Source organism: Parendozoicomonas sp. Alg238-R29 (assembly GCF_947331445.1).
Classification (GTDB): domain Bacteria; phylum Pseudomonadota; class Gammaproteobacteria; order Pseudomonadales; family Endozoicomonadaceae; genus Sansalvadorimonas.
On sequence record NZ_CAMZOG010000208.1, the window covers coordinates 1 to 1,446 of the forward strand.

The window sequence follows — 1,446 nt, forward strand, 5'->3', positions numbered from 1 at the left end:
CGCCCGGTGCGGACCCGCATGCCGGGTGGTGTGGGGAGGGCTGAAGAAAAGTCAGCCCTTACCCGATTTAGCTGCTGTTTAAAATGAATCAATACCGCTGTTTATAATGTAACCAAAAATTAATACTGTGTATAAAAAAAATGAAATTAGAAAGTTAGCTACTGCAAACAATAATCTTTTTAAGGTAAAAGAAGATTCTTTGTAATGTTTAATTAAAAAAAATGTAAAAGAACTAAAAGCAACTATTTGGATTGAGAACCAAAGGTTTTCGTCTAGCCCCAAAGCATATGGTGTGCTTTTGTTGATTCTTATTAAATAATCAACGACTATTTCACAAATCAATATAGTTGTAAATGTCAACCAAGCCTTATGAATGTTCTTTAGTATGATCATTTATTCAACCTTGGTCTTGGTTTGCTTGGGCAGATAGGTGTGAAATATGTTTTTGGTATTTCTTTATCGTGTCCGATATCTATGCCGTCAAAGTTTTTTAGACCAATACCACCAGAATGTTTAATGATGCTTTGAGCCCAACTGTTGCTGTTATATCCAAAACCACCAGTTGGATATTTTACACGACCCATACTTTGATTTATTGAGTAATAATTAACTAAGTTTAGTAACTGCCTTATTCCATCGATATTGTTAGACTTTTTGAAGCGGACTTTAGATATTTGAGTATCAAAGTCTGACTTTAATGTTGATATTCGTTTAGGCTCAAAGAACTCTAGGGTTGCCTGATAATCACTTTTTTCAAAAAATTCAACTACAAGATTTCCTCTATTCTGTGCCCCAATAACATATCCGATTTTACTGTTCCCTATATTTTTAGGGAGAACTCTACTTCCCAGTAGTTTAGCCTCAGGGTGAGAGTTTCCAGATAGCATAATAATTATAAATTGATGCGTGCCAACTGCAAAACCAGCTAAATCTCTTGCTGCTAAATAAACTTCCATGTTATTTCTCTGTTTTTAGTGTTTCGCTTAATAATATTTTATATATGTGGTGGAGTACAGTACGTACGAAATTGGGCTCCTCAGGGATATCTGTGGGTAAACAGGAGCGGATTTTGAGATAAAAGCACCAGCGGCTGACTTCTGGTAGATTTTTTGTTTGCCGACAAAAATAACAAGAAGAACCGCTGATGCTCCTGAAAACTATCCTCAATAAAGTCCACAAACTCAAGTCGTTTGTTTATCAGGACGTCAACATCAGCTCCTATCAAGGAGCCGAAGTTCTCAATGTTACGGTTGTCCAAGAAAGAACAGTCACGCCCTTTGTTCTGGTTGCCTGCAGGGCAATTGCATCAAATAGGTACCATCGAGCCACATAATTTGTAGTAGTCTCTGATTCCCATTTATCAGACTCGTATTTCAGCATGGAAGCCCAGCAGTATCAGCCCCTGACAGCCTTTCTCGCCAAAGTTCCTGACCCTCGCTGCGAAGG

Annotated in this window: 1 protein-coding gene; it reads right to left on the minus strand. The window is 37.9% G+C overall.

Annotation, left to right across the window (positions count from 1 at the left end):
- Nucleotides 1–389: 389 nt before the first annotated feature.
- Nucleotides 390–956 (minus strand): hypothetical protein, encoded by a 567-nt coding sequence (locus tag QMA35_RS21665; protein ID WP_281649209.1) that lies wholly within the window; start codon nt 954–956, stop codon nt 390–392.
- Between the last annotated feature and the right edge of the window lie 490 nt (nt 957–1,446).

Coding starts and splice junctions, on each gene's coding strand:
- QMA35_RS21665 (WP_281649209.1), bottom strand. CDS start 956: ATGGAAGTTTATTTAGCAGCAAGAGATTTAGCTGGTTTTGCAGTTGGC.